The organism is Methylotuvimicrobium buryatense (assembly GCF_005931095.1).
Classification (GTDB): Bacteria; Pseudomonadota; Gammaproteobacteria; order Methylococcales; family Methylomonadaceae; genus Methylotuvimicrobium; species Methylotuvimicrobium buryatense.
The window spans coordinates 1771727-1795138 of record NZ_CP035467.1 but is presented as its reverse complement, the minus strand read 5'-3'; the positions used below and the strand labels follow the sequence as shown (position 1 = coordinate 1795138).

28 protein-coding genes are annotated in these 23412 nt (G+C 45.6%); 11 read left to right on the top strand and 17 right to left on the bottom strand.

The features are described 5' to 3' along the window. The first annotated feature begins 135 nt into the window (after positions 1–135). The gene (locus tag EQU24_RS08140) at positions 136–1311 is read left to right on the top strand and encodes a transposase (RefSeq protein ID WP_138767131.1); all 1176 of its coding nucleotides are present in this window, start codon (positions 136–138) and stop codon (positions 1309–1311) included. Between the two features lie 22 nt (positions 1312–1333). Here EQU24_RS08140 and EQU24_RS08135 read toward each other — a convergent pair whose 3' ends face one another. The 8 genes from EQU24_RS08135 to EQU24_RS08105 all read right to left on the bottom strand — a co-directional run bounded on the left by EQU24_RS08135 (position 1334) and on the right by EQU24_RS08105 (position 6828). Next, entirely contained in the window at positions 1334–1738 is a 405-nt protein-coding gene (locus EQU24_RS08135) for a type II toxin-antitoxin system VapC family toxin (protein ID WP_231692872.1), read from the bottom strand. Positions 1739–1743: 5 nt separating this feature from the next. Continuing rightward, a complete protein-coding gene (locus tag EQU24_RS08130; protein ID WP_017839958.1) occupies positions 1744–2022 on the bottom strand; it encodes a type II toxin-antitoxin system Phd/YefM family antitoxin in 279 nt (92 codons plus the stop codon). A 628-nt stretch (positions 2023–2650) separates the two neighbouring features. Further along, entirely contained in the window at positions 2651–2800 is a 150-nt protein-coding gene (locus tag EQU24_RS22340) for a hypothetical protein (RefSeq protein ID WP_017839959.1), read from the bottom strand. Further along, positions 2788–3048 carry a DUF7281 domain-containing protein gene (locus EQU24_RS08125; protein ID WP_017839960.1) on the bottom strand — a complete coding sequence of 87 codons (261 nt, stop codon included), beginning with the start codon at positions 3046–3048 and terminating at the stop codon, positions 2788–2790. Before EQU24_RS08125 ends, EQU24_RS22340 begins: the two co-directional genes overlap by 13 nt. Before the next feature lie 37 nt (positions 3049–3085). Then, the gene (locus EQU24_RS08120; RefSeq protein WP_017839961.1) at positions 3086–4015 is read right to left on the bottom strand and encodes an IS1595 family transposase; all 930 of its coding nucleotides are present in this window, start codon (positions 4013–4015) and stop codon (positions 3086–3088) included. A 58-nt stretch (positions 4016–4073) separates the two neighbouring features. Continuing rightward, the gene (locus EQU24_RS08115; protein WP_138767130.1) at positions 4074–4985 is read right to left on the bottom strand and encodes a hypothetical protein; all 912 of its coding nucleotides are present in this window, start codon (positions 4983–4985) and stop codon (positions 4074–4076) included. A 79-nt stretch (positions 4986–5064) separates the two neighbouring features. After that, a complete protein-coding gene (locus EQU24_RS08110) occupies positions 5065–5787 on the bottom strand; it encodes a hypothetical protein (protein WP_017839963.1) in 723 nt (240 codons plus the stop codon). 372 nt (positions 5788–6159) lie between these two features. Next, positions 6160–6828 (bottom strand): DUF7986 domain-containing protein, encoded by a 669-nt coding sequence (locus tag EQU24_RS08105; RefSeq protein WP_017839964.1) that lies wholly within the window; start codon positions 6826–6828, stop codon positions 6160–6162. A 269-nt stretch (positions 6829–7097) separates the two neighbouring features. Between EQU24_RS08105 and EQU24_RS08100 the strand changes: the two genes are divergently transcribed. Then, positions 7098–7277, top strand: a complete 180-nt coding sequence (locus tag EQU24_RS08100) for a helix-turn-helix transcriptional regulator (protein WP_014149272.1) — start codon at positions 7098–7100, stop codon at positions 7275–7277. 436 nt (positions 7278–7713) lie between these two features. Continuing rightward, positions 7714–7836 (top strand): hypothetical protein, encoded by a 123-nt coding sequence (locus tag EQU24_RS23260; protein WP_017839965.1) that lies wholly within the window; start codon positions 7714–7716, stop codon positions 7834–7836. A gap of 213 nt (positions 7837–8049) precedes the next feature. On the opposite strand, the gene EQU24_RS22335 is transcribed toward EQU24_RS23260, so the two are convergent. Then, positions 8050–8211 carry a hypothetical protein gene (locus tag EQU24_RS22335; protein WP_175421669.1) on the bottom strand — a complete coding sequence of 54 codons (162 nt, stop codon included), beginning with the start codon at positions 8209–8211 and terminating at the stop codon, positions 8050–8052. Between the two features lies 1 nt (position 8212). Here EQU24_RS22335 and EQU24_RS08095 point away from each other — a divergent pair, with 1 nt between their 5' ends. The 3 genes from EQU24_RS08095 to EQU24_RS08085 all read left to right on the top strand — a co-directional run bounded on the left by EQU24_RS08095 (position 8213) and on the right by EQU24_RS08085 (position 10773). Then, entirely contained in the window at positions 8213–8446 is a 234-nt protein-coding gene (locus EQU24_RS08095; protein WP_017839967.1) for a DUF433 domain-containing protein, read from the top strand. Beyond that, positions 8443–8775, top strand: a complete 333-nt coding sequence (locus EQU24_RS08090; RefSeq protein ID WP_017839968.1) for a DUF5615 family PIN-like protein — start codon at positions 8443–8445, stop codon at positions 8773–8775. Before EQU24_RS08095 ends, EQU24_RS08090 begins: the two co-directional genes overlap by 4 nt. 792 nt (positions 8776–9567) lie before the next feature. Beyond that, complete coding sequence (locus EQU24_RS08085) at positions 9568–10773, top strand: tyrosine-type recombinase/integrase (RefSeq protein WP_017839970.1); 1206 nt, start codon at positions 9568–9570, stop codon at positions 10771–10773. Positions 10774–11032: 259 nt separating this feature from the next. On the opposite strand, the gene EQU24_RS08080 is transcribed toward EQU24_RS08085, so the two are convergent. Together EQU24_RS08080 and EQU24_RS08075 are read right to left on the bottom strand one after the other, a co-directional pair. Beyond that, a complete protein-coding gene (locus EQU24_RS08080; RefSeq protein ID WP_026130086.1) occupies positions 11033–11392 on the bottom strand; it encodes a helix-turn-helix domain-containing protein in 360 nt (119 codons plus the stop codon). Beyond that, the gene (locus EQU24_RS08075; RefSeq protein ID WP_017839972.1) at positions 11382–11690 is read right to left on the bottom strand and encodes a type II toxin-antitoxin system HigB family toxin; all 309 of its coding nucleotides are present in this window, start codon (positions 11688–11690) and stop codon (positions 11382–11384) included. The genes EQU24_RS08080 and EQU24_RS08075 overlap by 11 nt, the downstream gene beginning before the upstream one ends. Before the next feature lie 219 nt (positions 11691–11909). On the opposite strand from EQU24_RS08075, the gene EQU24_RS08070 reads away from it, so the two are divergent. Then, on the top strand, positions 11910–12137 hold the full coding sequence (locus EQU24_RS08070) for an antitoxin (protein ID WP_017839973.1): 228 nt from the start codon (positions 11910–11912) through the stop codon (positions 12135–12137). A 606-nt stretch (positions 12138–12743) separates the two neighbouring features. Here EQU24_RS08070 and mobH read toward each other — a convergent pair. The 5 genes from mobH to EQU24_RS08045 form a co-directional block, all read right to left on the bottom strand. Then, on the bottom strand, positions 12744–14615 hold the full coding sequence (gene mobH, locus EQU24_RS22925) for a MobH family relaxase (protein WP_017839974.1): 1872 nt from the start codon (positions 14613–14615) through the stop codon (positions 12744–12746). Between the two features lie 4 nt (positions 14616–14619). Further along, positions 14620–14766, bottom strand: coding sequence for a hypothetical protein (locus tag EQU24_RS22330; protein WP_017839975.1), 147 nt, complete (start codon positions 14764–14766; stop codon positions 14620–14622). A gap of 850 nt (positions 14767–15616) precedes the next feature. Further along, the gene (locus tag EQU24_RS08055) at positions 15617–17560 is read right to left on the bottom strand and encodes a diguanylate cyclase domain-containing protein (protein WP_017839976.1); all 1944 of its coding nucleotides are present in this window, start codon (positions 17558–17560) and stop codon (positions 15617–15619) included. A 49-nt stretch (positions 17561–17609) separates the two neighbouring features. Beyond that, complete coding sequence (locus tag EQU24_RS08050; RefSeq protein WP_017839977.1) at positions 17610–17801, bottom strand: hypothetical protein; 192 nt, start codon at positions 17799–17801, stop codon at positions 17610–17612. Positions 17802–18106: 305 nt separating this feature from the next. Further along, a protein-coding gene (locus tag EQU24_RS08045; protein WP_085986407.1) for an IS3 family transposase occupies positions 18107–19305 on the bottom strand; the annotation gives its coding sequence in 2 pieces (ribosomal slippage) (positions 18107–19029 and positions 19029–19305; 1200 coding nt in all). Positions 19306–20130: 825 nt separating this feature from the next. On the opposite strand from EQU24_RS08045, the gene EQU24_RS08040 reads away from it, so the two are divergent. From EQU24_RS08040 to EQU24_RS08030, 4 genes are all read left to right on the top strand, one after another. Continuing rightward, positions 20131–20433 (top strand): VOC family protein, encoded by a 303-nt coding sequence (locus EQU24_RS08040; protein ID WP_017839980.1) that lies wholly within the window; start codon positions 20131–20133, stop codon positions 20431–20433. 71 nt (positions 20434–20504) lie between these two features. Next, positions 20505–21047: a glutathione peroxidase gene (locus EQU24_RS08035; protein ID WP_017839981.1), complete on the top strand. Its 543-nt coding sequence runs from the start codon at positions 20505–20507 to the stop codon at positions 21045–21047. Between the two features lie 393 nt (positions 21048–21440). After that, complete coding sequence (locus tag EQU24_RS22325; protein ID WP_017839982.1) at positions 21441–21614, top strand: hypothetical protein; 174 nt, start codon at positions 21441–21443, stop codon at positions 21612–21614. A gap of 25 nt (positions 21615–21639) precedes the next feature. Further along, positions 21640–22866 carry an IS4 family transposase gene (locus EQU24_RS08030; protein WP_244310909.1) on the top strand — a complete coding sequence of 409 codons (1227 nt, stop codon included), beginning with the start codon at positions 21640–21642 and terminating at the stop codon, positions 22864–22866. A gap of 236 nt (positions 22867–23102) precedes the next feature. Here EQU24_RS08030 and EQU24_RS08025 read toward each other — a convergent pair whose 3' ends face one another. Further along, positions 23103–23384, bottom strand: a complete 282-nt coding sequence (locus tag EQU24_RS08025; RefSeq protein ID WP_017839984.1) for a DUF427 domain-containing protein — start codon at positions 23382–23384, stop codon at positions 23103–23105. Positions 23385–23412 lie beyond the last annotated feature (28 nt).

The following is a 23412-nucleotide window of genomic DNA, read 5'->3' as shown; positions in this document are numbered from 1 at the left end:
GCCACCTATCAGTCACGTAAAAAGGTGAATTTCGATATTGACTGTCAGCTTAGCTGATTGACTGACAAAACTCAAAAGTCGAAAAGATTAGGAGATAATATCGATATTTGACCGGTTCTAGCAAGGAAGCGAAACATGAAACAGAGCACGCCTTTATACGATAGCATCTTGAAATTATTGCACCATGCGCCATGGCGCGATAGACGGCACCTGTATACCGTGGCTTGGATGGTGTTGGGTTTATTGTCCAGTGGTTGGATCAGTCTAAGTAAGTGGTCGCCTTATGTCGTTAGCCGTGCGGAAATGGCGCAAAGCGTCGAGAGACGTTTCAAGCGTTGGCTGACGAATGGGCGTATCGATGTGTTGCGTTTGTATGCGGCATTATTGCGGGAGGCTCTGAAGGACGTGGCGGAAGAGCCGTTGCTGGTCGCCTTAGATACTTCGATGCTCTGGGACACGTTCTGCGTGATCCAGTTGGCGCTGGTTTATCGTGGGAGGTCGATTCCATTAGTTTGGAAAGTGATGAAACATCCCAGTGCGAGCGTGGCGTTCAAAGACTACCGAGGCGTATTGGGGTTTGCGGCGCGACTGTTTCCGGAACGAGAGATCATCTTGCTGGCGGATCGTGGCTTTTTACATGGCGAATTGCTGAATTGGATTCGCAAGACGGCCGGCTGGCACGCGCGTATTCGCTGCAAGCGTTCCGTCGGGTTTTACCAAAAAACGGGCAGCGGCTACCGCAAGTTGACCTTACGATTGCTAGCCGGGGAAGTTTGTTATTACCACCATGTCGGGGTGACCGGTGCGCATATCCCGGCGCACTTGGCGGTCGGCTGGGAAAAAGGGGCGAAAGAACCATGGATCATCGTCAGCGACCAGCCCACCAATGGCGATACGCTCTATGAATATGGGCGGCGCTTCAACATCGAAGAGGGCTTTTTGGATCACAAATCCAACGGTTTTCAGTGGGAGTCTTCGCAATTGCGCGAAACCGAGGTACTTCAAAGGCTCTGTTTCATCATGGCTGTCGCCACCTTGGTGTTGGTTTGCCAAGGGGGTGCGGTCGTTGCCTCAGGCAAGCGGCGGTGTGTCGATCCGCATTGGTTTCGCGGTTATAGCTATGCCCGTATCGGCTGGGATTGGATCCGGCGAGCTTGCGCTCGCGGTGATGCCATCATTGACAGTCTAGTTCTGCACGCTTTGCACGCCCCCGAGCCCGCTCGGGCGAATAAACGGCAACCCGATCGATCCCGCTGGATGGATGATTTACCCTGCCGTATTTTCCTTTTTGCTATGCCATTAAGGAGTTAAGAGTTTTGTCAGTCAATCAGGCTCATTCAAACCAATTTTCTAAGGCCAAATTCTGAAAGTTGTCGAAGTCTTTAGTGTTTCGGGTCACCAGCGTTAAATTTTGGCTAACGGCAATCGCTGCGATTTCACCGTCAGCATAAGCACAGGTAAGTCCCTGGCGTTGTAATCTGGCCCGCTCTTTTGCGTACCAATCTGCGGCGGCTTGGTCATACGGCAAAACCATCAAGCCATTAGCCGATAACATCGCTAAATAGGATTGTAATTGTTTTTTCCTTTTAGACGCTGCCAGTAACTCGCAACCATAGACCAGCTCATGCCAGACAATCGCCGCTGTTGCATACTCACCGTCGTGATCGGCAAGCTGTTGTAAAACGTTGTCATCGGGCTTTAAGCGTGCGGGCTCCGAGAGAATATTGCTATCCAGCAAATAACTTATTCGTCCCATGAAAATTCCCGTTCCTGGCTGGCTTCACGTATTTGTTTGAGTTCGGCATCAGTCAAGGCGCTATCCGCGTCCAATTGACAACGCCATTGTTGGATGGCCTTGAATAAGCCTGTATTCTTTTGGGTCAGCTTTTTATAGTTGGCCTCTGATAACATCACGGCAACAGGCTTGCCATGACGGGTAAGATGAATCGCTTCATTCGATTCAAGCTGATGGATCAATTGTGACAGGTTGTTTTTTGCCTCGGCTATGGTACTGGTTTTCATCGGAGACACCTCTAATATAGCTATATTTATAGCCATAATAAGTCTTTCGATAACCGTTATCAAGCATGATTTTACGGGAAATATTTACCTGATTAGCAAGTTTCTTCAGCTAAAGCCGAAGATCTGCATATCCCTAGCATGACGGGGTTCGCAAGCCATGCGCGTCAAGCTAAAAACGGCCAATCCACATCACGCTCTTTCCCAAGCTGGAGCTCTCATCGTTATACACAAATATCGATAAACTTGCTAAACAGAGGTCATCGTATACCTGGGAACGGTGTTGTTTGATAAATCTGCGGAATTGAACAACAGTTGCTTCGAAATCGCGATCTGGGGATCGCTCCCACAGAGCATCCGGTCCCCCTTGTGGGAGCGACGCCTTCGTCGCGATTTCGAAGCCGGGTACGTTAAGCAACAACAAAGGGTATCGAGGTCTTATTCGCCAAGGTGGCAAGACGGTATCTTCGACTTATGTATAACGGCGAGAGCTGGAGCTTGGGTAACATCATATTGTAGTTTTTGCGAACTCAATGCCATTTATTAGCTATTTTATGCCTTCACTGATCTAACGCTAGGGTCCGCGATGCGCACCCTACGCCTAGAGTTACGTTCGTATCAAGGCCTTCCGCTAGCGTATAGGAAATAAGCCCAACTCGATTTTGTGGCTGTACATGTGCTCTTGCCGGCAACTGCTGCGTTCGTTTTGCAGACACTCTATTAAGGCACTCATCGGCTCGGACAGCGCACCGGCTCCCGACAGACGTTTCAGATAAGCCACCGACCTCGCCTAAGTATCGTAGCCTTCGTGATTTCCCACTTCTTGTTTTTTTCAACCCAGTTTACAGGACCGAGCCAGTAATTTGCATGCGGCATCGTCAACGCGATTTCCAGCCCCTTCGGGTCCATGTCGCTGAATACGACGACGGTTTTATCCGCACCGAAACGGTCGACGAAATCGTGGCAGACATTTATTTTAGAGCCGGTTTTCGGATCGCCGCGATAAGCCCATAATGCCCGTCGTGCCATAGGCGGCAATTCAAATGAAGCACATAAGGACACCTGATTAGCAAGATGCTTCAGTTTGCCGAAGCCAATAATCCGAGCGGGGTCCAGTCGTAGCCGCAGCCACGATAAGGCGCGTAGTAATGGTATCGAGTCGGAAGCGCCGGTTAAAGCGGTACGCGAACGCACCTAAGTAACGGGTGCCGTATTTTGCGAAATCGAAAGCATGGTAGGCGCCACCTAGACTGGTTTTGAGATTGCCCAGTACCGTATTGATCCAACAGAACTCAGGCAGGTCTTTAGGTTTCCGGCCACCGGCGACGGTTACCTGGTGTTGACAATCGGCATCGGTCACGCCGGCAAAACAGGCCAAGCCGTCGGACTGCACGACACAACCGGGGCTGAGATCGCCTTGTGCCCAATTGGCAATGGCTTTACGGGTAAAACCCGGAATCGGCGCCATTTTGATAAACCTCGGCTGTCCCTCGTGGCTGAGCGAGAGCGCCGCGACAAATGGCGCCTTATTCTCAGAGCCGCGCCCGGCCTTACCGCCAGCCAATTCGCCACCGAGATAGGCATCGTCCACCTGAACTTCGCCGTCCAAGGTGTACCGGGCATCCCGTTCGACCATCGCTTGCATCAGTTTCTGCTGAATCAGCCAAGCGGTAGGGTAACTGACGCCCAACTGCCGTTTCAAAGCCAGGGCGGACAAACCAGTCTTAGCCTGACTGATCAAGTAGATCCCCAGAAACCAGACCGTCAGTTTAAGGTGGGTGCTCTGGAATAAAGTGCCCGCAATCAGCGACGCTTGTAACCGGCAGGACCGGCATTGGAAGGTTTTGCGTCCGCCTGATTTAAGCACATAGTGTTCGGCATGACCGCAGTCGGGGCAGCGAAAGCCTTGGGACCAGCGGGACTGTTCTAAACTGTCTTCACATTGCGCTTCGGTGCCACTACGCATTGTTTCATTTTTTAAATAGCTATCTATCATGTAACTCACTTCGTCTCAAAAATTGGTGCTTACCGCGCCCTAACTAAAGCCATTTAATTCATAATACAGTATGCTCTAACAGCAATAGCGGATGCTGTTTCTCGTTACGTAAGCTCATAATGTAATCTCGACCGTTTATTTTTTGTTCCATCAGACTTTCAATCAATAACGGTTTGGTTAAGCCGGCTTCCGTCACATCCCTGAGTCCTTGTACCAGACATTTCATTTTCGGTTGTTCTTCTCGCAACCGACTGTAGCTCGTTTCGTGCTGTTCATTGGCCCGGGCAATTTGTTTAGTGGCTAAGTGCGTAGGAACCAAGTCATCAAACAGCTCCCGATAATGACGACCTATCATATCCGCCGCACGATGCGCTGACTTCAGCTCGTTTGCTAACAGGAGGCATTCCACGCGCCCGGCATTACATAGCGCTAACGATCTGACTAACGAGGTAAACAACTCGGCATCGAATTGTTTCTGTTCCAATAAATGAATAATCTCATTTCGAAAAAATCCACCTTCGTCGGTCAACTGAGAAGCTACGCTGACCAGTTCGTTCGTTGGGTTTGATAAAGCACCGGCCGTTTCCGCTTTTTCGAATAGCACGTAAACATGAGAAAAGTGCGATCTTAACTCCCTATCAAATAAATCCTGGAAAGACTGCCTCATCGACTCGGCCAAATGTGTAATTTGTCCTTCGATACCTTTCAATCGCGAAGTTATCATAGCGAAACCCGCTACACTCACGCCTATACCGGCAATCGCCACGCCCAGGTTGGCATATTGCAGTATCTGTAATCCTTCAACCATGATTTTTAATTGATTGAGTTGTACGTTGGTATAGGCGGCCGAGGCTAAATTTAAAGTATTCAGAGGTGAAAAAGGAAATCCCATTAGTCCACTGAGAACCTGCTGCGCCATACCGGTTTCTTGGACATGGGCAACAATTTTTCCAGTGCCCTGTTCTTTCAATAACGAACCTATGCGATATACAGCACCATTAGCTATATCTGCTGAGAATTTAGCGGGGACGGCAAAAGAATGCCATGAATCATGTTTTTATCTCATCGAGTAGGGTTTTTGCAACGCCGATAATTTTTGCCTGCAAAACTTGGCATACGGAATTTTCTTTTTCATTGGGTAGTACTGATTCACGAATAGCTTGGTGTATTTTGTCTTTGAAGCGCTTTTCGGCATTGAATTTGAGCTTGGCTGCCTTACTGACGCCAAAACCGCCCAACCCCAACACAATCGCGCCCCCTGTTAATGCGACCGGCCAACTTATCACTGTCGTTGTCACTCCCAACAAACCAAGTACGCCTCCTGCCGATATGGTAGTTGTTGATAAGGATAAAATTGTGGGTATGGCAGCAACGGCAACACCTGTGGACAAAACGGCTGTGGTTGTTTCCAACACATTTTTCTTATCGTCCTTATGATTCAGTTCATTATCGGGTCGCTCATATTCCAATCGATGTTCGTAGATTACATTAAGTTCGTATTGGGCAGATTCAATCAAAAACGTCACTTCATTTTCTAGCCATCGGCTATAGATGGGTTCTACATGTTTTTTTACGTAGGCGCTGTTTTGGAAAGTTTGCCGCAAAGTCATTTTATCGATTTCTGCGTCCAGCTCTTGAAATAATAAGACAAGCTCACGATTCAGGTGATGTTGAATGGCTTCGACGTGTTTATCCCGCCAATTCAACAACTGTCTTCTCAGAAAGATATAATCTGCTCTATCAATTGTTGATTGTTTTTTCTGTTGGAGCATTTTTGATACTGTCTTTGGGAGTTAGCGAATAATACCGTCGGCCAGGATTTTAAACCATTAGCTCGAATCTGCCACCAATCATAGATGTAAAAGGCAAATAATTGCCAAGTTTTGATTGGTTAGTTCGTCTCTTTGAAAATTATGTGTGGTTTTATCGCAACTGACAACTCAACCGACTCGATACCGAGGCTTCACAATGCAATTGATTGAGCCCCCGTCACGATTTGCGGCATGCTGTTGTCGCCCGATGCCGATCGGGAGAACATCTGAAACTCGGTCAATAAAAAAGGGCCTACACGTTAACGTAAGCCCTTGCTTTTTTATTTACCCCGGACGAGATATACGACCGATTGAGCGTCTATCTTTGACTGTTTAAATCGGCCTATGACCAAAATTGGTGGTTTTATCTAATTGGAAAGTCGCAGAAAAGATCGCTTTTGCCATCTTGGCGCCGTTTGCCGGTTTGTTCAGAAAATGACTCAACTCATTATCATCGATCCGGTCTATTATCCGTTTGACCTGCTCCACCTGGAGGATTTCTTTGCTGAGAAAAACGGTTCCTCCTGTTTGAATCGAAAAACCATCGAAATCGACCAAATAGCCCGCCAGAACCACTCCTAAACTAGTTGCTTTCGCCATGTTGTAATCGATAATCTGAAAAGTCGCTTTGCTGAATATATTCTCCGCTTTGATGGTATCTTTGCGATTCGTTTCATCCAGTCGGTAAATCGCATAATGCGCGTTGCTCATGCGACGCAGCAATTCAAGTTCGTATGCGTCGGCTTCTTTGCTGAATAGACGCAAGAACTTCTCCGCCATGTTGAAGTCGTTCGGACGATAGCCGTAAATCGCATAATCGGTAAACAAGTCCATTTCGTTTTCTTTCTTGACCATCAATGTCTTTTGATGCCAAATCCCTAAATGCTTGCCGCAGGTTTTAATGTCGTCCTTCGTGAGCTTTCTGAAAATCTTGCTGTTCAAATCCATCATTCGATGACGAATCTCGGGATAATCGGCTGGAGTAAAGGTAAAATCGGCCATGAGCTATATTGAATGATGATGCGAAGTTTGTTCTTAACAGGTCGTGCAGATTTTTCCGACCCGATACCGCCCCCCACCGGGAGACTGTAGGAATTTTGGTCAAAAAAAAGGGCCTAAATGCTTTTCTACCTCATACAACAAAAACCCTTAGTTTGCTGACTAGGGTTTTATGTAGCATTCATCAAATAAATAACAAAAGATACTTGCCAACATCGCTTGACGATTTGTGATATCCACACTGACATTGTTATTTAAGAGGAGAAAACGTCATGAACGAGCCGCCTTTAGTTTATTTTCGACCCAAAACTGCTGCTGAATATTTGGGCATTAGTATCGCAACCTTTTGGCGACTAGTCGCCGCAGGCAAAATTCCCACTGCGAAGATAAGTCCGAGAGCAACCGTCTGTAAAAAAGAAGATCTTGACGCTTTAGTTAATTTTGAACTTTAACAGTTCTAAAACGAAAAAATAAATCCTCAATCAATCACATCTCAACGTGATCAGTTTGAGAGAAAAGGACTTGCCTGCGAATTTCTGAGTTTCGTTATGATGCCACTTAAATTCATCCCGGCTTGATTTTGCCTAACTTACAATTATTCTGCACAAAGCGACATTTAACGCGACATTATTGAATGTTTTTGGCAAAAAAAAGGCTTAGTATTTCTACTAAGCCTTTGATTTATATGGCTCCCCCGGACGGGCTCGAACCGCCGACCTAGTGATTAACAGTCGATAAAATGCCCAATTCAACTGTTTTCAAGCTATACTACATTGATTCATTTTAGCTCGTTCTTATTGATATAACAAAGAAAAATATTTTTCTTGTTGTTTTCAAGGTTCCGTTTTTTTCATTTCATTGCACTACCAAAGGCACTAAAAAAGCACTATGGAATTTGCCATATTCGCCAAAGACAATTTGCTATCAATCGGGCGAATCACTTTTGATGCCGGTGCGATCTTGTTGGAAGATACGACAGATGACTTTGCACGAGAAACCTTGTTGTTATGATCGCATTTTCCAACACCCCACCGGTCATTGCATTGAGTAGCATCCAGACATTTGAATTATTACCAATAATAATTTAGATTCGGCGAATTTCATTTGGTTCTTGACATTATTACTTGCAACCATTGACCGGCGACACCAAAGACGTCGTAAAAAACATTCCTCGTGTAAACCTATAGCTCAAGTGTTAAAAGAAACCAGAATCGAGTTTAGTAGTCACGACCTGAAACGCACTTTCTTGACAATCGGCGATGCGATCATGATACCCTTTTCGTTGTTCAAGGCATTAGCGAACCATAAACCGACAATGACATAACCGGCGGCTATATCAATCCTAAAGCCAAGACCATGAAGGCGGCACCCGTTAAGGATCATCACGATGACAGACTTAGATTACCATTCGATTATTACCATTGAACCCGGCAAACGGAGCGGCAAACCGTGTATCCGAGGGTTAAGAATCACCGTTTATGACATTCTTGAATATTTGGCTTCCGGCATGACCGAAGCGGAAATATTGGAGGATTTCGATTATTTGACGCAAGCCGATATTCGAGCTTGCCTAGCTTATGCTGCTGACCGCGAAAAGCATTTAATGGTTATCAATTCATGAAGCTGTTGTTTGATGAGAATCTTTCGCCCAAGCTGGTAGCCGCTTTAATTGACGCGTTCCCCGGCTCTGCTCATGTCGATCGAATCGGCTTAGGCGGCGAATCTGATCATGCCGTCTGGGAATATGCAAAGCACCACGGCTACACACTGGTAAGCAAAGATTCAGACTTTTACGACAAAAGCGCTTTATTAGGTTATCCGCCAAAAGTCATTTGGATAAGGCGCGGAAATTGTAGCAATCGACATATTCAGCTTTTGCTGAGAAACAAAGTGGATGGCATACGCGAATTTCACGACAATCCTGAGCTTTCCTTTTTGCAGATACTGTAAGCTCCCTCAAAATTCCTGGACAAAATCAGCCAGCACTAAGAATACCCATTAGCGTATAAATGCTTGTTTTAAATGTAGCAAGTTGAAGTAAGTGATATCCCAAATTCAAGATCGAACGCATCCCATTGAGAAACAGAAAAAAATCATTCAAGATTTTGGGCAATTCGGTTGGATCTTTCGCCACAACATATTGCCAGAACCCGAAACTACCGGCTTGATTAAGTGCATCAACCCAGCGTTCAGCGACTTTGGCCTTAAGATTGCGTTGTCGTTGTATTGGCCTTTAGTTTCAACGATCAAGGTGAGACCAATATCCAACTCAACGATAACGTCCGGAATATAAATGGAATTTCCGCCAAAGACAATTTGACTAACAATCAGGCGAATCACTATTTACGTTAATGGTGTTCACCTTTGAGCATCGTGAGATGATCAGCAAGCTTTGCCAAATAATTGTACTGAGCCGAATCCAGTATAAAGCACAGGCTTATGGCTAATTGAAATAATAAGCCGCCGTACAACAAACCATTACCATCGAATGCCAGCCGACATTTCTTCTGGGGCTTCATTTGAACGCTAAAGATTTCACCGATTATTCGAAAAAAACCACTGTTAATGTGGGAGAGCCATTTTACAGCAGAAAAACCCTTCGAAATTGATTAACGGTTTTTTGCTGTTTTTATTGGCGATCTCTGAAATGATAATGTCAATTTGACGCAAACCATTCTTTGTTTCAATCGTTTGCGTAAAATTTCGTTTTGTTGAAATTGTAAAACACAACGGCATGGCATCATGAAATTTACAGACAACCTCATCAAAGGGTTGAAGCCCAAAAACAAACCTTATCGGCTTTACGAAAAAGGGGTCGATAAAGGCTTTGGTATCCAAGTAACGCCTTCCGGTTCGAAGTCATTTTTTCTTCAATATGCACTCAATGGCAAAAGAAAATTCTTGAACCTTGGACGCTATCCGTCAATTGGACTTTCCGAGGCTCGCGACAATGCCAGAATAAATCGTGAACAGTTATTACAGGGCTCGCATACCAGTCTAACTCCCGAAGTGCTTCATGGCAGTCTTGAGAATCTGATCAGCAATTATATTGAACAGATGCGTCTTGAAGGTAAACGCTCGTGGGAAAAAGTTCAAGCGGACATCGAATACAACGTCTTTACGATGATCGATAAAAATACGCCGGCCAAAGACATTGAACCGCCTCATATCCGAAAAATATTACACGCGATCATTCAACGCGGAGCTACCGTTCAAGCCAATCGGGTGCGCTCTTATCTTCATCGGGCTTTCGAACTTGGAATTTTTCACGACAACGATCCCAAAAGCTTGAGCGACGACTATGTTTTTAATATTGCCGCCAATCCGGTGTCAGCCGTCCCTAAAAATGCAGCCGCAGAAAAAGTTGGGGAACGTACCCTTTCATTTGAGGAAATTGCTGTTGTTTGGCACCCTGAAAACTTTAACATCCCTACCCCAACGCTATTGGCGATAAAACTTCTCCTGATTTATGGTCTTCGTCCCATTGAATTAACGGGAGCCAAAAAATCAGAATTCGATTTTCAAAGCCAAGTTTGGTCTATTCCACCCGAACGGATTAAAAACAAGCGTTGGCATTTGCTACCAATCGTCCCATTGGCTCAAAAGCTATTAGAAGAGCTTATGCTATTTTCCGGCAACTCCGATTTTTTAATGCCGGGTCGATATAATCCAGCGGTTTCAATCAACAAAACATCTCTTGGTCATACCCTGACACAAATACAAAAAAACTCTCCACACTTTCCTGTTTTTACCCCGCGTGATTTAAGACGAACCGTTAAGACACGGATGGGGGAAATAGGCATCCATAAATCCATTCGCGACATCATTCAAAATCATGCGATGAACGATGTGAGTTCAAAACACTATGACCGCTGGGATTATTTACCGGAAAAAAGAGAAGCGCTTGAAAAATGGTGTTACCACCTGGAGAATCATCTACCGAAATAAAATAATCATCACTCTAAAGCGCATGATTATTATCAATTAAATCCGTAATGTTACCTGTAAATGCCAGTCAAAATCCGCGTAAAAATGCCGAAGCGGAGCACCCTGCCGCTTTATCTTCACACAAATAATCCGGTGCTATTCAACTTTCGTGAGGCAACGGCAATGTACTGAATCTACTATCTGGATTTGTAGATTCTGGAAAAATAATTGGGATAGCAATGCATACCTGTATATCAACCGTGAAATCCAATAGTACAAGTTAAGCAATTTCCGCTAACAAACTCTCATATGGAATATGAAGACCATCATGCAAGCGCTTTATCATTTTCAAGCTCAATGGACGTTTATGATTGAGCACTTCGGAAACTCTTCCGCTGCTCCCAATAAAAACTTGTAGATCTTTAGGAGTCAAGCCCTGCTGATCCATTCTGAATTTGATGGCTTCAATCGGGTCTGGCGGAGTAATCGGGTAATGCTTGTTTTCATAGGCTTCAATCAAAGTTACCAGAATTTCCATTTCATCGGCTTCCGGCGTACCTTCTTCGGCTTGAAAAATGAGTTCAAGGCGTTCAAAAGCCTCATGTAAATCTTCGGCATTTCGGATAGGCTTAATATTCATTGATATTCTCGACATTAATCTTATCGTATTGAGCATGTGTGCCAATGAATTTCACCCAGGCAATACCCGCTCGATACTGCATTTCTACAACTAATCGGTATTTATTACCGCCGATGTTGAAAACTACGCGATTGTTATTACAGATACTCGCATTACCGTAGTGTAATTTGACCGCTTGCGGCGAAGTCCAATTAGCTTTAACGGCTTCCTCGTACCAGCTTTCAAGAGGACCTTGGGCATCATGGTAAGCGGGTTGCTCCCAAAACTTTTTTAAAGTACTTTTTGCAATGACCCGCATAGGCCCTTCTTACTCCCATATTGGGAGTAATTATAAGTAAAATCCCACGACACATCAAGCTCAACATCAGAAAAGAAAATACTCCTATTACGGGCACCAATCACGCTTCGCTTTAATCCTCCTTTTATTCAAACCGGCACGATTGATTAAAGAAGTAGTCATCCCGAGTTTTGATGTATATATTAAGGATGTACATTTTAGTTAACAGTGGAGAGTGCTATGCAAACCACGCGAATTTTTACAAACGGCAACAGCCAAGCTGTCAGATTACCAAAGGATTTTCGGTTTGATGAAGATGAAGTTGTCATCAAAAAGCTGGGCGACATGGTTGTGCTGTTACCCAAACGCTTCCGGGCAGAAAGCTTGTTAGCCATGTTACAGGAAATTGGACCAATGGACATTGAGCGTCAACAGCCGGCCGAACTTCAGGAACGGGATGTTGAATGAATTTTTATTTGCTCGATACCAATATATGCATCCTCCTGCTCAATCAGCGGGGCGGAACTGGAATTTGGTATCGCGGCCAGTAAAAAACAAAACGATAACGCCAAACGGCTGGAACGCTTTTTACTCGATTTCGAAGTAATCGACTTTAACCAGCATCGGCCGCAGCTTACGGCCCTATTCGATCAATCTTACAGGCACAAGGGACGCCGATTGGCCCCATGGATTTTTTAATTGCCGCAAATGCACTAGCCATCAAAGCAACGCTAGTGACCAATAACACATCAGAGTTTCAAAGGGTTCCTGGCCTCCGACTGGAAGATTGGTCTATACCAGGCTAACCAACATGTGCGGGAGGCACTCAACCAAAACTTGACAGCCTGCACTGCCCGCAGCCACCCAGTGAACCGGTTGCCAAAGGTCGCGCGGTTATCAGCCAACTGTTAGAAATATTCGATTTACCCTATCAACGCGGCAGCCGCTGAGTGGCAACGACGAGCGGGAATTGCCTTTACTCGGCGAATTGCGCACCCCGCAGAATGAGCACTTGTTATGGGTGCTGGAAGCTCAAGCTCTGGATAAAGCGGTAAGTATCAACGTAGTTGACATTTACCGAATTCGGTTCAAATGCGGATTAGCCGTTGGCGGTTCTTTTCCCCCGAATACCAGCGACACCTCATGAAAAAGTATCACATTGATCTTAGCCGATTTGCTGCCGCCTTCGACTCGGTATTTGATCACATTCAAGCCTTGGACATCCCGCACATGCCAATTTTTCTTCAATACTTTTTTCTGGATGGACGCCCAGTCTGTGCGGCCGTTGGTTTGTGCCGAAGCATAATCTTGGAATATACCGGGCGTCATTAGAGCGACGCCTTCATCGACTATGTGCACGCGAGCTTTGGGCCGATTGGTTTTTATTTCGCCGCTTTGTATGCCGTTGCGTAGCCATGCAAAAAACGTTTCGGCCGGATCGTCCGTTTCATCATTGACCGGTACAGCCGATTTCGATTGTGCATTGGGGTAGTTTATCGATTCTGTTTTGATGGCATCCGGATCGGGATTTACCGGTTGACTTTCATCGAGGGAGCTATCGTCCGAGGGTAAGAAATTCTGCAAGTCGAAATCGTGCCTAAGTTGTTGTCGGCTTGAAGCCGGTGATTCGTCTTCCGCTTCCATGGTCAAACTCGGCTCGTTTCCTTGATTGTACTGCGATTCTTCGATTAGTTCTTGATCCGAACCGGTCTTCATTGGCGTTGCTTTAGGACCTGGCCGACTTTTTTCATTTCCCGCCGAAGCGTCTAACTTCGTTGATGCCTCCACTTCGGCCGGGATGATGCGTCCCTCAAATTCGTTCGGTCGATTATCAGGATTACTCCAAATTTTCGCCACTGCAATGCGGATCATGGTCAATTCATTACGCCACCCTTCCCCTTCGACAACGACCGTCCAGATGGCTTTGTCGCCGCACGGGATCAAAGCGCCATGCTCCTGAAGAATATCGAACAATCGGCCGTTTTTCGTGGGTACGCCGGTATGGCCTTCCTGGGTTAATTGATCTCTGATTGCATCCACTGTCCGTTTACTCACCAACCAACAGTCTTCTCCGCTGATCCAGCCGGCGGCTCCGTTTCTGTTTAACGGCAACTCTCCTGCGTTCAATAAATAGCGTAAAGCGGTCAGCATTTTTTCATGCAACGGTTTAGTCTTGACCACCGGCATCCGGCTGGAGTCTGCACCTAAATTGGTGGCCACCGATTTGCCATCGGCGATCCCGATAATCTCCCCGATAGATGACGCATTGTCGATGTCGCCCGATACGCACGCTAACCAGTGAGCAAAAATGTATCGATCACCTGAGATCCAATTCAATGCGTAGGCAGGAATAATCCGATGGATTAATAATAATGACGCTTTTTCGTGTAAACGGTATTGCCGGCCATGCTGGAATTCCGTGCTATACCATGCGCCCTGCTCGTCCAAAAACGACTCCCAAGGCGACCACGACTTTGATTGATGGTCAAGATCGTAAACGGTCACGGTTTGGTCGACGGCAACCTTGGCCACGTCATGACAGAGCGCGGCCAGGAAAACGGCGTAGGTCCATAAATCTTGTTTGGCCGCTATTTCCTCGGCACCGCCGGTTTCCGATAAAAGATACGACCGTCGTATCTTCAACGCATTGACACAGACTTCCAGGGTATGGGTCAACATGCCTCCGGCGCCGGCATGATGATGCACTTCCGAGGCCGGCAACAGTTGTACGAATCGTGCGAAATTGCGCATCGCATGGAGATAATAGCGGTGGTAATTGCGTTCCGATAAACCGGCCAATTCATTGATTTGTACAATCAGTCCCTTGTGGCGAGCCAACAGATCGTCGACTTTCCGAACGGTCAGAATACCGGGAACATTGGGCGGTACCGGTGTGGTTGCTTCGGATTTATTCCTGTCTTTTTTCAACCAGTTAAAATACAACATGGGCTTACTCATCTCCTAGCACTTTCTTGCCGTATTCTTGCAGTAACCCATCCGGAGCGACATAGCGATGCGGCAGCGATGGCTGCAACTCCAGATAAAACCCATTTTTACGCTCAGTTTCGAATGAACCTGCCCCGCCCCACTCCCGCATACCAACGACCAATCGCCGAATAACGCTGGGGCAACAAACCTCTGATTAAAAGCGATGCAGGTTTTGGAGTCGTCGTGTCGCTCAAGATAAATGTATTCTCTATTTTATAGGACTTTGTGGTCGATACAATTTCCGGTTCGACTGCGAGGTGCGTTATGTGTAGATGCCTGAAAATATCAACCGAAAGACCTGCAATAGTCATATCTAAAGTGAGCCCTAACGTCAATGCAGAAAATGGTCTAATTTAAGGTGAAACCTGCTCTTTAAAAAAATATCACTTGTCATTATTGCGCCGCAGACCTTTCGGTTCATGGCAGACTGCGGGCAAAGGGTGAATCAGTTTATCAACACAGCCCGAAGGACATTCACGCTTTGTCCATAGGCCTGTCACGCGGCATGTCTACTAGCCGAGACTTCATGTGGTGCCGCGTAATTCAGGCTTTGATATAGATATTTTCATACTTAACGCTCCATAAGCGTTCCATAAAGACATTGGCGGCCTCACCGAACGGCCAAGAGCAGTCAGACGAAGTAAACGTGCCAATGGCAAGTGTAAGGCCAAAAGCAGCCGGTGTGGTGAGTTTACGGACTGCACCGATCACGAACGGCCTGTGCAGGTTGTTTACCAGCTGCGGGCTAAAGCCGGGTATTATGAATACGGCACAAGTTCCATGTAAATGGATTGGGTTACGTTGGTTAAGGATATGGTTGTAGCATCTTGAATTGTGTTCATATAAGATCCTATACAGCGGGCGCGAAACTGCCGTCAAACTGGTTTTACGGCACTAAATCCGTGAATACTTTCAAATCTATCTGTAATTGTTCTTTCAACGCAGAAAAATAACTATCTCTATCCTCCATTTCCTGAATCTGTTGGTAAATTTTGCTCTCCTGCGAAACTGAAGGCATGCATAATGTCGTTATTTGGTATTTTATTTTTTGTTAAATCCCTTGTGTGTTTAGCCTGATACATATCTTGATCAGCTTGGTGTATCAGGGCATTAATGTTTGTCGCGTCGTCTGGATAAAGGCTGATGCCGATACTGACACCGACACTGATAGTTTCAGTGTTAATCACACAAGGTTGGCAAACTAAAGCCCGAACATTATTAGCAATATTTTGTGCATTTTCCAGTGAGCCTATGTCTTGCAAAATAATCAAAAACTCATCGCCACCTAATCTACCCGCATAATCACTTTCGCGGATAGCTTGGGGGAGACGTTGGGCAACAGCCACCAATACTATATCGCCTGCTTCGTGTCCTAGCGTATCGTTAATGGCTTTAAAACCGTTTAAGTCGAGAAATAAAACAGCCGTTTTAGCTTTGTGTCTCGCTGCAGTTTCTATCGATTGTTTCAGCTTTTCTAGAATCAAGGCGCGATTTGGCAGCGAGGTTAGCTTGTCATAATGTGCGGCGTGTTCAAGAGCTTCTTTCAAACGGTTTTGTTCGGTAATGTCCTGCGCCATGCAGATAATGAAGTCAGATTGATTTTGATTGTGCTTAAACGGGGCGTTCATCCATTGACATAAAACTTCACTGCCATCTTTTCTGATGTTGATATTTTCGTGGTGCATAATACGGTGATTTTTACGCACAGCCGCTAGAACCGCTTCCACTTCCGCGTGTTTTTCTGGAGGGGTAATGAGTAAAACGTTTTTTTTAATTATGTCTTTAGCCTGCCAGAGAAAAGTTTTTTCGGCTTCAGTATTCCAGCGTAGCACTCGGTTGTTCGCATCCAGCACTATCATACTTAATGGCGTATTATTGAATACGGTGTTGAGCTTGGTTTCATTAATACGCGCAGTTCTATAAAAACGAAACAAAATAATCCACAATAAAATTAACAGCGTTAAGCCAGCTGCCATATAGTAGAGTTTGATTTTAAGATTTTTTAAATAATCTGCCGAGAGCGGAAAATGTAACATGGGTTCAACATCGAAATTCTCTGGCAATAGGCCGAGTTTATGATACGTTTCAGCAATATGCTGCCAGCGACCCATATTCATATAACCCACTTCAATCAATTCAGGCTGCATTAAATCGTGCATCATCGCTGCTTCAAATCGTAAATGTTCAATACTGTGGCGTTGCGAATAATTTTTATAAATTAACTGCACAATTTCGTCAGGATGCTGCATGGCATAATGCCATCCGCGCATCGTTGCCTCTCTAAATGCCTCCACGCGTTGTGGGTGTTTTTCTAATTCGGTATCTGTGGTGAAGAAATTATCACCATAAAAATCGATACCACTCATTCGCGGGCTAAATTGATTGAAAGCGCGTTTTTGTTGCTTGAGTAGATAGGGTTCGTCAGTTTCATAGATTGACATTGCATCGATTTTACCCGCCAGTAAATCGCTTAAATCAAAGTTATGAGGCTCTAACTTAAAGGCCTTTTTAGTAAAGCCTTCTTGTTGTAAATAGGCGAACAACTCTGAGGAATTGGCTTCAATCATCACTTTTCGATCAAGTAATTTATGAATGTTATCAATACCCGATTCTTTTAAGGTCACTAGACTTAACGGCGAATGCTGTAAAACAACGCCAAGTACAAGCACTTTTTCACCTCGATGACGATTTAAAACCAATTCGCTAGTGCCAACACCAAACTGAGCGCGCCCCTTAATCACTTCTTGAACAACATCTATATCAGGCGTTGCTTCAATAATCGTGACATCCAGTCCTACGTCTTTATAAAAGCCTTTTTCCTTCGCGGCGTAGTAGCCAGCGAATTGAAATTGATGTTGCCATTTTAATTGCAGGGTAACTGAATCTAGTTCTGTCGCCCACACTGAAAGACTGCTGAAGACTAGGCAACCTATCGTCAGAAGTTGCATAAGTTTAGGCAAGGTCGCATTCTCCAATATCTTCAAGCCAAATGTGCGGCGACTTCTGGATAAATCGGTGCATCAACGCGATACAGTTGGCATCGTTCAAATCAATGATTTGAATGCCCGCTTCGGTGAGCCACTCTTTATGGCCTGCAAAATTAACCGATTCACCGATAACTACTGTGCCAATATTGAATTGCATAATCAAGCCAGTATAGTGGACCCCATTGTCCAGACAATTTATCACCGAGTTTAAGAGGGTGTTGTCTTTGTTACAGCTGACTGGCGCTGCCCCAATTCTTCTCTATTGTCTAAACCAATGACTCAAAAATTAAGTCATTTCCTTTTTCATTTTATTAAATTGTTATTATTGCGCCGCAGGCATTTTGATATTCCATCATGCTTGCTGCGGCGGAATGTGGTCAAAGGGTGAATTAGTGTGGGTAAGCTCGTGGTAAACTGCCTAAGCAGTTTTCTATCAGCTTATCCACACGTTCCGAAGGAAATTCACGCTTTGTCCACATGGAGTCCGCCGGTAGTCTCTTTATCTGTCCGTTCGTTAAATTTATCCACAATCATTGCCCCACCGCCTTCCGCTGTCTGATAGATTTGATCAGGTGTTTTATAGCCTAATGCCTGGTGATATCGCTCACCGTTGTAGAAGGCAAAATACTCGGTCAACCCCAACAATAGCTCAGGCATATAAACATAGTTTTTCGGATAAATATCCTCGTACTTAACACTCCGCCAGAGACGTTCAACAAAGATATTGTCCAATGCTCGCCCCCGTCCATCCATGCTGATTTTGATGCTGTTTTCTTGTAACACAGCGACCCATTTGTCACTGGTGAATTGCGAACCCTGGTCGGTGTTGAAAATCTCCGGTGCTCCGTATTGCTTGAGAGCAGCCGTTAAACAGTCCACACAAAACCCAACATCCATCGTGTTCGACACCCGCCAAGCCAAGATTTTGTGGCTGTACCAATCCATAATCGCCACCAGGTATACAAAACCATGTGCGAGCCGGATGTAGGTGATGTCCGTACTCCAGACCTGATTCGGGCGAATCACACTGAGCCCTCTGAGCAAATACGGATAAACCGTATGTTCAGGATGTTTTTTGCTAGTATTCGGGCCTGGAACCATCGCAATCAGGCCCAATATCCGCATCAAGCGTTGCACACGCTTTCGGTTCACGGCGTGACCTTGCATGCGTAGCCAAACCGTCATTTTCCGGCTGCCATAAAAGGGATGCCGAGTATATTCTTCATCCAGTAAGCGTAGCAACATCAGTTCGACTTCATCTACTTCGTGCTTGTCCGTATACACTGTCGATCGTGCGATGCCAGCCAGTCGGCACTGTGCGGCTACCGACAGTCCAGCACTTGAATTAATCCAGCCCTGACGCAGGCTTAAAGGTTGATCCCGGACTTTTTTTTAAGCCATTCCAGCTCCATGTTGAGCTGGCCAATCTTGGCGTACAAGCGCTCTGGATCGCTTTGCGGATCAATGGCCTTGGGGCCACGCTTTACGTCAAACAATTGACTGGCATTTTCCAATAAAGCCTTCTTCCATAGACCTACTTGGGTCGGATGAACACTATAGTCTTGTGCTATTTCATTAACCGTTTTACTCCCTTTTACAGCCTCCAGTGCCACTTTAGCCTTTTGTGTACTGGTCATCAACGTGCGCTTTTTTTCACTCATTCTCGCCTACCTTTTTTATGATAGACACCATCTTAAACTATTGTCTGGATTTTGGGGTCCACTATAATTGGAAAAAGCTCAAGCATTTAATAACAAGCGCGCCAAGATTTTTCGCGAAAGCTGAAATGGGGTCCGTCCGATTTCAGCAGCGAAAAATTACTTGGCGATTATTGCCTTCGGCGGCCCCGATTCGCCCTGCGTCCGTGCCACTACGCCACATCATCGTAAACTCGATGCGGCTCCGTAGCACTCCCACAAATGGCTTTACGCCGTGTCGCGATGCCTTGTATTTTGCCTCCGCCTGCGCTATTCGCGCAGACTCCGGCAAAACACCCGGCGCTACGGCTATCGGGGACTAAAAATCTTCACTTCGCTGGCGCTCCGTTTCCAAGATTTTCAGCGTCGGTGCAACGACAAAATGACGGCCGAACCGGCCATGGCTTTACTTCGGATAGTGCCCAACAACGAACATTGATGGCATCTAAGTCGTAGGCCGATTTAAAGGGCTGTTTCGGTTATACGGTACAAAACCGTTTTGTCACTTCCTCAGAGTGTTAAATTGGCCAATACCGTCAGTCGATAGCATATTGAGAAAACGTGCAATGACGATCATGGGTTGTTACAGGCTACAGGTCGGTGGAACTTTGATTAAAGAGTTGTAGGTTATTTCCAGGGCGCAAGACCTTTGCACGGCATCATTGTATTCAAACACGCGATTCTTCAGCCATAATTGGAGTAAAATCAGAATGAATGCCTTATGGCGAGGCTTAAATTATCGTTTACCTTAGGCTTGCTATGCTTGCCGAGCAATAGGAGTTGAAATCCATGGACACTATTCATCACATCGCCGTTCAAGTGGGAAATATCAAAGAGACCTCGGAGTGGTACAAAACACAATATGACGTAAAAGTGGTGTATGAGGATGAAACATGGGCTTTACTTCAATTTTCCAATGTTGCATTAGCCTTGGTTTTGCCGAATCAACATCCACCTCATTTCGCTATTGTCTCTGAAAACGCAGACCATTACGGTACTTTAAACACTCATAGGGACGGAACTGCTTCGGTATATATTCAAGACCCTGCAGGCAACCATATCGAAATGATTCAGCTGGACGGCAAGAATTGACTTCAGTTATCTGTAAGATAACTTATAGGCAACGAATTTTTTCAAATTATGTTGATGACATTGGTTCCTTCATGAAAACTAAATTTTTACTGATAAGCCTTTTATTCTTTATAACGCCAGTCGTCTGGGCCGAACCATGCACTGAATTATTGAATTACAAAATGACCAAATTAAGGTCGCGTGAGCAAGTTGATTTTTGTCAAGCCTATCAAGGGAAGATAATTTTGGCAGTTAATACGGCCAGTAATTGCGGCTATACGGGACAATTTAAAGGCTTAGAAGCACTGTATCAAAAATACAAAGATCAAGGTTTGGTTATTCTGGGCTTTCCATCCAATGATTTCAATCAAGAGTTTGCCGAAGAAGCGAAGACCGCAAAAGTCTGTTACATCAATTACGGTGTTACTTTTCCAATGTTCCAAACGAGTAAGATCAAGAGCCCAAATGCAAATAAATTCTTCCAAGACTTGATCGAATCTACCGGTAAGGCACCTGAGTGGAATTTTTACAAATATCTTATTAGCTCAAACGGTAAAAACATTTCAGCATTTGAAAGCAGTGTCACACCCGAACAGCTCGATGCGAAAATTCAAGCCTTAATTACGACTCAGTAAAGTTTTAAATTTTAGCCCATTGAACGATTTACGGTGAGTTATAACTCAACTTGGTGTTCAGACCCAGGGTGTCGAAATTTACCGATTCTCAGGTCAGAAAAATGACTGCTTTATAGATTTTGAGATAATAACTGGCGCTTTATAGCCTATGATCACCAAAAATTTCCAAGATATTCCCTGATTAGCAAGATGCTTAAACTTGCCGAAGCCAAGTGTCCGAGCGGAGGCCAGTTGTAGCCGCAGCCACTTCTGCGGCACGGGGTTGCAAACCCATACGCATCAAGCTAAAAATCGCCATCCTCGATTTGGTGGTCGAGAGCGTACTACGCGGTTTCACAAATCCGCTTTGGGATGTATAGTTTGCGGTCCACATTACTCAATGGATAACCAGAAATGGAAGCCGCCCCGATTGAAACGCTCACACATCAAATTGACCAGTATTTAGCAACTTGGTTCGACGAAGAAACCTGTGAAACCTTGGCCAAGTCTAGCGGATTTATTCAACGCAGCACGAGTCGCTTGACCGGCAGCGATTTTTTTAAATCTGCTGACGGTCGATACGCTTAGCGAGCCGACGATTAGCTATGAAGGTTTGTGCGATAGCCTGGAGGAACGAAGCGGCGTGGATCTGACGCCGCAAGCCTTGTGCGGGCGAATGAACAGCGATGGTGCGGTACAGTTTATGGAAGCGGCGCTGACCAAGACTTTGCGCGAGACGGTCGGTCCGCCTTTGACGGCACAAGAAGCCGCATGGCTAGCTCCGTTTCCTCGGGTTTTACTGCAAGACAGTAGCCAAATCGAAGTGAACGAAGCCTTGACCGAAGCGTTCAAAGGGAGTGGCGGTAACGCCAGCACGGCCAGCGTTAAAATCGATTTCAGCTATGACGTCAAAAACGAACGGGCCGAACATATCGCGATACGTCAGGGCACCGACAGCGATCAGGGTTTTGCCACAGACGTGCTCGCGCGAGTGCGTAAGGGAGATTTGATCATTCGAGATTTGGGCTATTTCAGTTTGGCCGCCTTTGCTCAAATCATGCTGATCGGTGCGTATTTCTTAAGCCGACTCAGCTATACCGTCAATCTCTATAAGAGCGCCGATGAAGCCGCGTCACCGATTAATCTGATCCAGTACATCAATCGTTTCGGCGGTGGTCAGCAAACGATGGAGTTTTCGCTGTTTGTCGGTGAGAAACACCGTCTGCCCATCCGCTTAGTGGTTTATCGGCTGCCGCAAGAGGTCTACCGGAAGCGACAAAAAGCGGCGATTAAAACGGCCAAACGCAAAGGGCGCCGGGCGCGCTTGTCCTACTTGAAATTTCTCAAGTATAGCTTCTTCATGACCAACGTCCCCGCCGATGTTTGGCCGAAAGAAGCGTTAGGTACCCTGTACCGCTTGCGTTGGCAAGTCGAATTGACGTTTAAACACTGGAAATCGTTGTTCTGCATCGACCTCTTGAAAGGCACGCGTCCGGAACGTATCCGATGTCTTCTCTATGGGCGTCTGATCGTCATTCTGACCGTGCAACGGTTGCTCGCGCTGGCTGCACGGCAGGCGGAAAACGAAGGTCGCGAACTGTCTTTTGACAAAGCTATCCAATGGTTGTTGCGACAGGATCGGTTTTTGAAAGCCTTTGTCGCGCGGCAGTTCGACACGCTGATGCGTAAGCTGTTAGGTAACCTGCGAAGGCTGCTTAAAGCCAAGCGAAAGCGGCGCACGACTCGGCAATTGATTGCACAACAAGTAGGATACTTGGACAGCTTCTCAGACTCGTCGGAGGAACTCGATAACGGTTTAGCTGCGGAGAGCTACGCTTAGCTTGATGCGTATGGGTTGCAAACCCCGGCCTGCTAGGGATATCCTGGTTTTTGGGCTTTAGATGAAGAAACTTGCTAATCAGGAGATATTTTGAGATTAAAAAGCGGGAACACAGAAATTAGCTAAAATGGCTTTTTTCGACAGCGTAATTCAGAACGACTTGAAGACAGGTCACATCTTCTGCTGAGTAAACCGTTTGTGCTAATCCAAGACGATTGAAGCATCCACTTTACACTTTATTCAATAACTTCTACGCCACGCCAGAAAGCGATGTAGTTTTTAATATTTAACGCTTCCGGTTTGCGATCGGCATAGAACCATGCGGCATCGCGATTAATCGCATCTTCCACGACAATGTCGTAATAGCTTGCTTTGCCTTTCCACGCACAGTAAGTGTGCGTGTTGCTTTCTCTAAGGAATTGGTCTTTGACCGAATCTGCAGGAAAATAATGATTTCCCTCGACCATCACTGTGTCATTGCTTTCGGCAATGATAACTTTGTTCCAGATAGCTTTCATAATTTTGCTCCTTGTTGTATTAAATGAT

Excerpts from the sequence above, each read along its gene's own strand:
- EQU24_RS08130 (WP_017839958.1), bottom strand. The coding sequence starts at position 2,022 with ATGAAAACCAGTACCATAGCCGAGGCAAAAAACAACCTGTCACAATTG.
- EQU24_RS08080 (WP_026130086.1), bottom strand. The coding sequence starts at position 11,392 with ATGAATATTAAGCCTATCCGAAATGCCGAAGATTTACATGAGGCTTTT.
- EQU24_RS08120 (WP_017839961.1), bottom strand. The coding sequence starts at position 4,015 with ATGATAGATAGCTATTTAAAAAATGAAACAATGCGTAGTGGCACCGAA.
- EQU24_RS08040 (WP_017839980.1), top strand. The coding sequence starts at position 20,131 with ATGGACACTATTCATCACATCGCCGTTCAAGTGGGAAATATCAAAGAG.
- EQU24_RS08085 (WP_017839970.1), top strand. The coding sequence starts at position 9,568 with ATGAAATTTACAGACAACCTCATCAAAGGGTTGAAGCCCAAAAACAAA.
- EQU24_RS08125 (WP_017839960.1), bottom strand. The coding sequence starts at position 3,048 with ATGGCACGACGGGCATTATGGGCTTATCGCGGCGATCCGAAAACCGGC.
- EQU24_RS22330 (WP_017839975.1), bottom strand. The coding sequence starts at position 14,766 with ATGCGGGAGTGGGGCGGGGCAGGTTCATTCGAAACTGAGCGTAAAAAT.
- EQU24_RS08025 (WP_017839984.1), bottom strand. The coding sequence starts at position 23,384 with ATGAAAGCTATCTGGAACAAAGTTATCATTGCCGAAAGCAATGACACA.
- EQU24_RS08105 (WP_017839964.1), bottom strand. The coding sequence starts at position 6,828 with ATGGCCGATTTTACCTTTACTCCAGCCGATTATCCCGAGATTCGTCAT.
- EQU24_RS08090 (WP_017839968.1), top strand. The coding sequence starts at position 8,443 with ATGAAGCTGTTGTTTGATGAGAATCTTTCGCCCAAGCTGGTAGCCGCT.
- EQU24_RS08140 (WP_138767131.1), top strand. The coding sequence starts at position 136 with ATGAAACAGAGCACGCCTTTATACGATAGCATCTTGAAATTATTGCAC.
- EQU24_RS08050 (WP_017839977.1), bottom strand. The coding sequence starts at position 17,801 with ATGCAATTCAATATTGGCACAGTAGTTATCGGTGAATCGGTTAATTTT.
- mobH (WP_017839974.1), bottom strand. The coding sequence starts at position 14,615 with ATGTTGTATTTTAACTGGTTGAAAAAAGACAGGAATAAATCCGAAGCA.
- EQU24_RS08035 (WP_017839981.1), top strand. The coding sequence starts at position 20,505 with ATGAAAACTAAATTTTTACTGATAAGCCTTTTATTCTTTATAACGCCA.
- EQU24_RS23260 (WP_017839965.1), top strand. The coding sequence starts at position 7,714 with ATGGAATTTGCCATATTCGCCAAAGACAATTTGCTATCAATCGGGCGA.
- EQU24_RS08075 (WP_017839972.1), bottom strand. The coding sequence starts at position 11,690 with ATGCGGGTCATTGCAAAAAGTACTTTAAAAAAGTTTTGGGAGCAACCC.
- EQU24_RS08110 (WP_017839963.1), bottom strand. The coding sequence starts at position 5,787 with ATGCTCCAACAGAAAAAACAATCAACAATTGATAGAGCAGATTATATC.
- EQU24_RS08070 (WP_017839973.1), top strand. The coding sequence starts at position 11,910 with ATGCAAACCACGCGAATTTTTACAAACGGCAACAGCCAAGCTGTCAGA.
- EQU24_RS22325 (WP_017839982.1), top strand. The coding sequence starts at position 21,441 with ATGGAAGCCGCCCCGATTGAAACGCTCACACATCAAATTGACCAGTAT.
- EQU24_RS08100 (WP_014149272.1), top strand. The coding sequence starts at position 7,098 with ATGAACGAGCCGCCTTTAGTTTATTTTCGACCCAAAACTGCTGCTGAA.
- EQU24_RS08095 (WP_017839967.1), top strand. The coding sequence starts at position 8,213 with ATGACAGACTTAGATTACCATTCGATTATTACCATTGAACCCGGCAAA.